We start from the raw sequence: 8352 nt of genomic DNA, 5'->3' as shown, positions 1-8352 counted from the left end.
TGGATACTCTTGAGCCGGATTGATTTTGCTAGTTTAATAGCACTCGCCAGCGACCTGATTCAACCCGAATTCTGGGCTTGACAAGACTCAAGTCTCAAACATCTACTAAATTGCTTAAGTCCGCCAAATTTTAACTCTTGACAATCCTGAACTCCAAGGCAAGGGCGGTACGGGCTGTGAAAGTGATTTTCAAGTTTTTAAGGATTTTCGTGAAAAAGTTTCGTAATTTTAACTACTTTTGTGTTTGAGCATTTTCTATTTCTTTTGATTTGTTATTGAAGAAAATCAAATTAGACTTTTTGAGTTTCTTAAATTTAGTCAGAACTACTAGTGCCATTCCGCAAGCAACCAAACTCATTTGCCATAAACCACAGCCAGCTGCGGCTCCTAATCCTCCTACAAGCCAAATAGTTGCAGCAGTAGTCACCCCTTTGACTTCTTGGCGGCTAAATTCAGATTTTTGTTCTCGTAAAATGATTCCAGTTCCTAAGAAACCCACGCCTGTTGCTACTCCTTGGACTATACGAGCAATTGCATTAAGAGCAGTAGAACGGGCAATTGCACTATCAACAAAACTATCATCATCTCCTATTTGTAAAGGAATCATCGCAAATAAAGCAGCGCTTAAACTGACTACTATAAAAGTGCGTAAGCTAGCAGGTCTACCGTTGCTCTGACGGTTAATACCAATTACACCACCAACTAAAAGTGCTACGGCGAGGCGAAAAGTTATGCTTTGCCAGTCATTTGAACTAAAAAACATTTTATTCATCGAAATTATTAGGTCTTAAACCCCGTACTAGAAGCACGGCTTTACATAAAACGTGGGAAAATCTCAGGCATGAAAAAGCCTACTACTAGCGTTTTTACCCGACTGTCGAGCAAGAGTTCCTTTTGTGTTGAACAATTGGTCGTGTGCGGTTGGTATTTAATCGAGCCTGTAAAAACTCCCTTGAATAATTGCCTATAGCACCTCAAAGACTATTGATGTTGCTTGATATGCCTCTGATTAAGTAGAACATCTGATATCAATCAGCTGCTGGGCCACTGCTAGTAAGGGAGAGCCAGAAATAGAACCCACAATTATCCCCCCGTTCATCCCGATGATTAAACCGCAGGATGGAGAAACACCAGAAGCGATCGCTATACCCATGCACAAGGGGAGAGCAACAAGAAATACGACAAACGATGCTGGTACGCCGTTAGTTAACGAGAATTTGTTTTTGCTCATCTTGGTCATTAGTTTTTCAATCTTTAAAATGAATGAATAATTTTCATGGTTGCCACAATTCATTAAACGTAGCAATGGCTTGAAGTCTGCTTGGATTTACTTGGTAAATTTTCAAACATACTGTTTTTCTTGATTGCTGATTTTATTTTTATAATGGTTAAAATAAAGACTGCTCTTATGAGAAAAATTTAAATCTTGTCAAAGTCCTAGAAAAATTTATCCCAATTAAGAAACAACAATCTGTTACAAGAGGTTGACCTATGCCATTAAGATACATCTTGATGCATATTGCTTGACCTGATCTGAGTAACGCTAAGAGCGCTAGGCTTCAAGAAACTGGCGGTCATACTGCTTCCACTTGTAGAACTATCTATATCGACGATGCTGATAGTTGAGTTGCATTGAGGGCACTTCATTCTTCTATTGTACTAAATCAAACATTACTCTTTCAGCAATGCCATTTTCAAATCAACACCAAGTCTTGCGGTTGCAAGAGCGTAAACAACAACTGATACTCTACATCGGATATTAAAGAACGTCCTTAGTGTGACCATAAATTTACTCAAATTCGATGCAGGTCTAGGCCCCTTGGTAAGAAAGGCAGTTACTTACTGACTCTTGACAACCTGTAATCCCCTGATATAAAGAGATCGCTAGGAACTTTGCTAGATTAGGATTTTGAGCTTTATCAATGACTTATGTCATTTAACAATAGCTATCTAATAAACATTAAGTTACAGGTTATTAACAGGTTAGTCAAGGGTTACTATAAAATATCCTACTTTTCCCACTTTTCCCACTTGACCAAACAAGTTAAGTTGTAGCTAAATATACAATTGTTACCTTATCTGAGAAAATATTAAGTCTAATTACTACCTTTGCCACTTGGATAACTCTTCATCCACAATCGTAGCCCCCCAACAGAGAAATTTCGTTCTTCTATTTCTTGATAAACTTTTAACGGTTTCACCTTTTCAAAAAGTATCTCTGCATCATCTCCCTACAAATTTGGCTTGGCTTTGTGTGGCTTCAGTTTAAATTCGCAGATCAGATTAAACACTTGAACTATCTCCTAATACTTTTTAATTACCTTTCGTCAATTTGCCAGTTAAAAACCTCAATCAGCTGATAAGTTATAGTATTACTTCAGATTGGACTACTTCCATAATATGACTGGCTTTTGGGTGTGAAGATATGGGGTAAACAACTGAGAACCAATAAGAATATTTACAAATTCTCTACACTTACCCTAGCAAAAATCTTACCTTTACAAGCGTGATATTCGTTTTAGATACCTATCCTCTATGGACAAATCGCCCCCAAAGCATCTGCTTGAAACTATTTATCAGGAACTGCTGCCCAGATTACAAATTGAAAGTGTCAATCCCCGTAATCCCATTCAGGTCAGCTATCTTCCACAACCTTGGCAGTTGCTTGGCAAAGGAAATTACGCCGCAGTAGTGTATCATCCCGATTACTCTGAGTGTGTAGTTAAAATTTATGCCCCAGGACGACCGGGCTTTGAAGAGGAAGTAGACGTCTACCATCGTCTAGGTTCTCATCCGGCATTTTCTGAGTGTTTGTACGCCAAAGATAGCTTTCTAATTTTGAAACGGCTTTATGGAACAACTTTGTACGATTGTATGCACTTAGGTTTACCGATTCCCAAGCAGGTAATAAGAGACATCAATGAAGCTCTAGACTATGCCCGGCGTTGCTCCCTCCACCCTCATGATGTCCACGGTCGTAATGTGATGATGTATCAGGGTAGAGGGTTAGTTGTAGACATTTCAGATTTTTTACATCTTGAAGCCTGTTCAAAATGGAATGACTTAAAAAAGGCTTATTACTGGTTATACCGTCCCGTGTTGCGCCCACTTCGACTCCGTGTGCCATACTCTGGCTTAGATATGCTCCGCAAAAGTTATCGTCTGGCAACCTCTTTCAAAACTTCCTGTTGTCAACTAGTCCTAAGATTAACTCGTTTTAAATGTTTAAAACGTTAGGTCTAATGTCAACATTTCCAGTCCGTGTGAGGCTGGATGTTGTTTACGGCTCGTACCAAAAACACAGTAGCCTACACCAGCCAGTTTGTGAGCAACTAACTGCCCAAACCCAGATGATGCACCAGTAACTAGCACGACCTTTTTGTTAGTCATCTGTTTTCTTTTTTAGAATATAAATACGATTTTATATAACTTTTTATAGCTAAAGAAAGATTTGATTTTTGTATCAATTTTGCTATTCTGTACTAGCTTAAATGCAGAATAGCAAAATTATCCCTGTAGTAACTTTTAAAACATCCTCTTAAGACCAATTAAAATTTCCTATTATTTAGAAAATGTAAAATATATTGAGATGTCATTTGCGGCTGTTCAATTTGAGGGGCATGACCGCAATTTTTGAGTTTTATTAATTGAGAATTCGCAATAGATTGTTGAAACCTTTCTGCATCTTCCAATGGCAGCATATCATCAGCTTCTCCCCATAAAATAAGTGTTGGTTTGTTAACTTGGGCAATTCTATTTGCCAAATCGCTATAACCACCAGTTTTCACATAAGAAATCATGGCATCATGCCAAAGAGGCATTTCTTGATGCAACATAGCACACTGAATAGCCAAAAGTATTTTGATATCTAGATTAGGTAAGTTACTACATAAATTTGATGCCAAAATGTGGCGTTGACGTAGATATTCTACAGCCAAAAAGTCAAAAGGAGGAAACAAGTATTTGGTAAAAACGGGAGAATTAGTGTAACCTAAACTATTAATTAATACTAGTGATTTTACAACTTGAGGGTAAGTGAGAGTAAAATCAATTGCAGTTGCACCTCCCATTGATGCACCTACTAGTATTATCGGTCTGTTGATTAAAGTTTTCCAAAAATCGTAAAGATGAATTTTAATTGTAGTTGGACTGTAATTTATTTCTTTTTGTCTTTGTGTAAAGCCAAAACCTAACAAATCTACTGCCCATGTTTCATTTTGAGTAGCAAGTAATGGCAACAGAAGACGGAACTCTACGATGGAACTATCGAAGCCGTGTAGCAGCAGAATTAGTATGCCTCTACTACCTTTGTGAATGTAGGTTGTGAGGATTGGGTGTTGGCTCAGGGAGGTTGTAAGGGCAATTCTCTGGATACTTTGGACAAAAGCGATCGCTTTTGGGTCTGTTAATTGATTAACTTGTGATGGGAGAAAATTAGGAAACATTATTATTCATTCCAAACTAATTTTCCACAACCATTTTAGTGGATTAAATTGTTGCAATTGACTATCACTCCTGCCAAGCTAATTGCAAATAAAGAACTAGCAATACTATACGGCGTTGCAGCACTTCTACAATTTACCCTTGGTACGCACCCAAGGTTTTTCCTCAATTAGACACTGGTATTATTTTAGAAATCATTAGTACGGTAATTACTGCCTTGGTTCAGTGTTGATAATCAATTAAAAAAGTTAAATTATACAATTAACATCCGGAAAACAAAGATGAAGTTAAGAGAAATAGTGAAGATATAATTGTAACTTCCTTTGATTGAGTTCATATAAAAGGCTTTCACAATGGTTACTACTCCTGTATACTTTTTGCAAATTCTGGACAATCCAAATATTGAAATTTCTCAAGATGAGTTGCGATCGCTTTTAGGAGAAATAGAAGTACAACTGCATCGTAGCCCAGTTTATCGACGTGCTTTAGCGATTGTGCAGAAGTTAATAGGGGAACAAACAGATCAGGCTCAAGATTTATTAAAAGCCGTAGGTAGAGAAGCAATCGGGTTAGCATTTCGACAATTTGCTCAACAATCTCAAAAAGTTGAAGCGGCTACAGATACCAAGCAAGCTACAGAAACAGTCAATTCTTCACCAGAGATACAGCAGGAGCATTGCACTCTCCAGGAAGAACCCCCTAAAAGTACAGCAGAAAATCCGCTGTGGAAAAAACCACTACAATTGCTTAATCATCAGAGAATTTCTCAAGCAGAACTTATTGAGCAAGCTGAACTTGCAGCCCAACAACGCATAGTGTGCCTACGTCAAATCGGGCAACAACTCCAAAAAACCCGTCAATCCAAAGGGCTTTCTTTGGATCACATTCAGCTTTCCACTCATATCCGAACGGAGCTGATAGAGGCATTAGAAAATGGCACCTGGAAAGAATTATCAGATGATATTTTTGTACGTGGATTTATCCGACGTTATGGAGATGCTTTAGGACTTAATGGTGTTGCTTTAGCTGCCTCTTTGCCATTCCTAGCAGCTATACCAGTAACTCAGCCCTTTTCGGATCAATCTAAAAAAAGAATGGGATTGGAAATTCGTCCAACGCATTTATATGTAGGTTATACAGCTCTTCTTGCTGGTGCAATGGGAGGATTAACTTTCGTGTCGTCCCAGCAACAAGCAAATACCAATACATCAATTGAGCAAGATAACTCCTCTTCTGTTTTACAATCGTTAAAACAACAATCCCCTACTATTAAACCAGGGATTAAATCTACTAACACTGGTGTGGTTGTCGGATCTGATATTTCCCCGCCAGAAGGATTATATTAACGAACTGCACCTGCCTGATAACGGCTCTGGTATGGGCGATGCCGCTAATTTTAACCGTTAAGCCTTGACTGTCTTATCAGTATATTTAAGCCAATTACTAAGGATTTTGCTCCCGATTCAAGCTTTGAAATTCATTGCTATATACCAATAAGACAGCCTGGGCCGTTAAGCAGTATCTTCTGAATGTCTACAATGCCGTACAACGCACTGATGCCGACAAATAATATGTTAACGACGAAAAATATCGTGTTAAGCGACATTTGCGGTTTGAAGTGTTTATGTTTGTAGTTGGCTAGAATTACTGTGTTCGTGCAAAAGTGAAATGCATAGCTTTATAACAAACCCTAATTTACCGCAGGGTTTACTGGCTGCACTGCTCCAAAAAACAATTCTGAGATGCTCCTATACCCAAGCTATACTCTGGCTCGTGGCTCCTGAGTTCTTCTTCGGTAAGTGTGCGTTAGAATTGAAGTAATGGCAACTTGATTGATTTGAAGCTAGATTAAAGAATCGAGGGTAAAAGTTGCTCACAGGGCAAAGTTTAATAATTAGGTCATTGATAAGTTGTTTATACAGTATTTCTGATCAGCGATCAAAGTACTGTATGCAAACGGTGTAACTCCAAAATAGCGATGTAGAGTTTAATATTTACAGGTGTAAAAAGTATGGCTAAGATGACAATTTCCATTGGGTTAACTGATGCAGAAATCAAAGCTTTATCAGCAATGCAGATTTCGGAGAATGAGTCATTAAATCATACAGCAACAAGATTGCTCAAGGGAATCCTGGGTCAGACAAAAGCTGGGCTGGCTTTATCTAATGGTGATGAGATTAAGGAAATAGTTAAACAGGAAGTAAATGCTTCTTCTGCGTCTACACCCGATGGGGAAGAGATAAAACAGGTAATTAGGCAGGAATTAGCCGAAGCGATCGCTCAGATTAAAGGTTTAATAGATGAGCGTAATGGTGGAGTTACTTTACAAACACAAGAGGCTGTTTCTGTTGAGCAGCAAGTCATACCAGATTATTCAGCAATACGCGAAAAAGTCCTTTCCCAATTTAAAACAGGTAAGCAGTCAGCAGCCAAGGCAATCGACGCTTTTATTGAGTCACTGGGTGCTGTCAAAGAGCAACAACAGCCAGCAATAGTGGAATTAGATGTAGCGAGTTAGGATTTTTGTGCTGGCGACTATTAACCAGTTAACTTAATCACGCCTTGGCTGACTAAATGTTCAAGCTGAGAATGATGCTGTGTTTGCTCCCGTAGCAATTTGAGTTGCTGGTAAGTGAGAATGTGTAATCCGGGGCGAACAACATAACCTTCAATGGTAATGCTTTGTGGTTGCTGGCTATCGGTGCGGTTGTAGGAAATTGAAGGCATATTTACAATTATGTAAGTTAGAACTGATTAGTAGAAGAAAGTTTAATTCTTCACTCTCTTACAGCTTCACACAAGTTCCTCTTAAAAGGTGATTATAGAATCAGTCAAGCTCTCCTAGAACTCAACTGGGTTTATCCCTGAATTCAAAGTCGCCATAGGAGTAGCCGTGCATTGTTAATTTTCGTATGCTGCTTGATTGTTAGTCGTTTTCCCCCTATCCTCACAAAAGGTAGTCATGGTAAAGTAAATTTCCAATACTGGCAATACTTCAGGGTGATTTATGAACAAAGGGCAACTAGTGGATGCTGTAGCAGCGAAGGCCAACGTCACAAAAAAGCAAGCTGATGAAATCATCAGTGCTTTTTTAGAAGTCGTTACCGAGGCTGTAGCCAATGGGGAGAAAATAACGCTCGTTGGGTTTGGTTCATTTGAGCGGCGTGAGCGCTCCGAGCGTGAGGGGCGTAATCCCAAAACCCAAGAGATAATGACCATTCCAGCTACTAGAGTTCCTGCGTTTTCTCCTGGGAAGCTGTTTAAAGAAAAAGTAGCACCATAGATGAATTGCTTGACCATTAGCAATCTAATCACTGCAAAACCTTAGCCCTTACTCTTATAAAGACAGCTTCGCTTTACCTTACACAAGAAACAAGGGCGAACTATTAGGTATCAAGAAATAATGTTGAAACGTCGCACAATACTAGTTGGTTTAGCTGCACTTGGCTTAAAGTTAGGTGTCAGTACACAAGTTCATGGACAATCTACTAGCGGCCCAGAAGCTTGGCAAAGTGTCTACAATGAGGCGGCTGCTGGGGCAACAACGAGAGTTACAGTTCCACTTTTGAACTCCCTTTCATCATCTACCTTGCAAGTAGTCTTGAAATTGGCAGGTTATTGGGGTGGTTAACTGCCATACCTTGTTAACTTTTGGAGCAATATTATGAATAAAAAATGGGCTGCTAAACGACTTACAATCAATCTCACATCAAGTGAAGCAGAGAAGCTGGAAAAATACTGTTCAATTACTGGTAGACCAGCAACCGATGTAATCCGCGAATTAGTCCGGTCTGTTCCAATTGAAGAAGTACAAAATGCCAAGTAGGAATTCATCTAGGAGAAGCGTAAGGGGTTTTTCTTTCCCTTTGCCCTAAAATCCGACAAGTATTGATACTAACTTACCAGCGC

11 protein-coding genes are annotated in these 8352 nt (G+C 39.1%); 6 read left to right on the top strand and 5 right to left on the bottom strand.

Annotation, left to right across the window (positions count from 1 at the left end; translation table 11 throughout):
• Positions 1 to 232: 232 nt before the first annotated feature.
• Positions 233 to 763, bottom strand: coding sequence for an MgtC/SapB family protein (locus H6G97_RS39670; RefSeq protein ID WP_190946120.1), 531 nt, complete (start codon positions 761 to 763; stop codon positions 233 to 235).
• Between the two features lie 246 nt (positions 764 to 1009).
• Positions 1010 to 1231 (bottom strand): hypothetical protein, encoded by a 222-nt coding sequence (locus tag H6G97_RS39665; RefSeq protein WP_242055883.1) that lies wholly within the window; start codon positions 1229 to 1231, stop codon positions 1010 to 1012.
• 1304 nt (positions 1232 to 2535) lie between these two features.
• Here H6G97_RS39665 and H6G97_RS39660 point away from each other — a divergent pair.
• The gene (locus H6G97_RS39660) at positions 2536 to 3237 is read left to right on the top strand and encodes a serine/threonine protein kinase (RefSeq protein ID WP_190946119.1); all 702 of its coding nucleotides are present in this window, start codon (positions 2536 to 2538) and stop codon (positions 3235 to 3237) included.
• Here H6G97_RS39660 and H6G97_RS39655 read toward each other — a convergent pair.
• A complete protein-coding gene (locus H6G97_RS39655; RefSeq protein WP_190737551.1) occupies positions 3226 to 3390 on the bottom strand; it encodes an SDR family NAD(P)-dependent oxidoreductase in 165 nt (54 codons plus the stop codon). The genes H6G97_RS39660 and H6G97_RS39655 overlap by 12 nt on opposite strands.
• A gap of 158 nt (positions 3391 to 3548) precedes the next feature.
• Positions 3549 to 4445 (bottom strand): alpha/beta fold hydrolase, encoded by an 897-nt coding sequence (locus H6G97_RS39650; RefSeq protein ID WP_190946118.1) that lies wholly within the window; start codon positions 4443 to 4445, stop codon positions 3549 to 3551.
• A 351-nt stretch (positions 4446 to 4796) separates the two neighbouring features.
• On the opposite strand from H6G97_RS39650, the gene H6G97_RS39645 reads away from it, so the two are divergent.
• A complete protein-coding gene (locus tag H6G97_RS39645; protein WP_190946117.1) occupies positions 4797 to 5789 on the top strand; it encodes a helix-turn-helix domain-containing protein in 993 nt (330 codons plus the stop codon).
• Positions 5790 to 6454: 665 nt separating this feature from the next.
• Entirely contained in the window at positions 6455 to 6961 is a 507-nt protein-coding gene (locus H6G97_RS39640; RefSeq protein WP_190946116.1) for a hypothetical protein, read from the top strand.
• Between the two features lie 20 nt (positions 6962 to 6981).
• On the opposite strand, the gene H6G97_RS39635 is transcribed toward H6G97_RS39640, so the two are convergent.
• Complete coding sequence (locus H6G97_RS39635; RefSeq protein ID WP_190946115.1) at positions 6982 to 7170, bottom strand: hypothetical protein; 189 nt, start codon at positions 7168 to 7170, stop codon at positions 6982 to 6984.
• Between the two features lie 280 nt (positions 7171 to 7450).
• Between H6G97_RS39635 and H6G97_RS39630 the strand changes: the two genes are divergently transcribed.
• The 3 genes from H6G97_RS39630 (at position 7451) to H6G97_RS39620 (ending at position 8269) form a co-directional block, all read left to right on the top strand.
• Positions 7451 to 7726 (top strand): HU family DNA-binding protein, encoded by a 276-nt coding sequence (locus H6G97_RS39630; protein WP_190946114.1) that lies wholly within the window; start codon positions 7451 to 7453, stop codon positions 7724 to 7726.
• Positions 7727 to 7846: 120 nt separating this feature from the next.
• A complete protein-coding gene (locus H6G97_RS39625; RefSeq protein WP_190946113.1) occupies positions 7847 to 8074 on the top strand; it encodes a hypothetical protein in 228 nt (75 codons plus the stop codon).
• Positions 8075 to 8107: 33 nt separating this feature from the next.
• Positions 8108 to 8269, top strand: a complete 162-nt coding sequence (locus H6G97_RS39620; protein WP_190946112.1) for a CopG family transcriptional regulator — start codon at positions 8108 to 8110, stop codon at positions 8267 to 8269.
• Positions 8270 to 8352 lie beyond the last annotated feature (83 nt).

The organism is Nostoc flagelliforme FACHB-838 (genome assembly GCF_014698065.1).
In the GTDB taxonomy this organism is placed as follows: domain Bacteria; phylum Cyanobacteriota; class Cyanobacteriia; order Cyanobacteriales; family Nostocaceae; genus Nostoc; species Nostoc flagelliforme_B.
The sequence above is the reverse complement of the archived record's forward strand: the minus strand, read 5'-3'. Positions and strand labels throughout refer to the sequence as shown.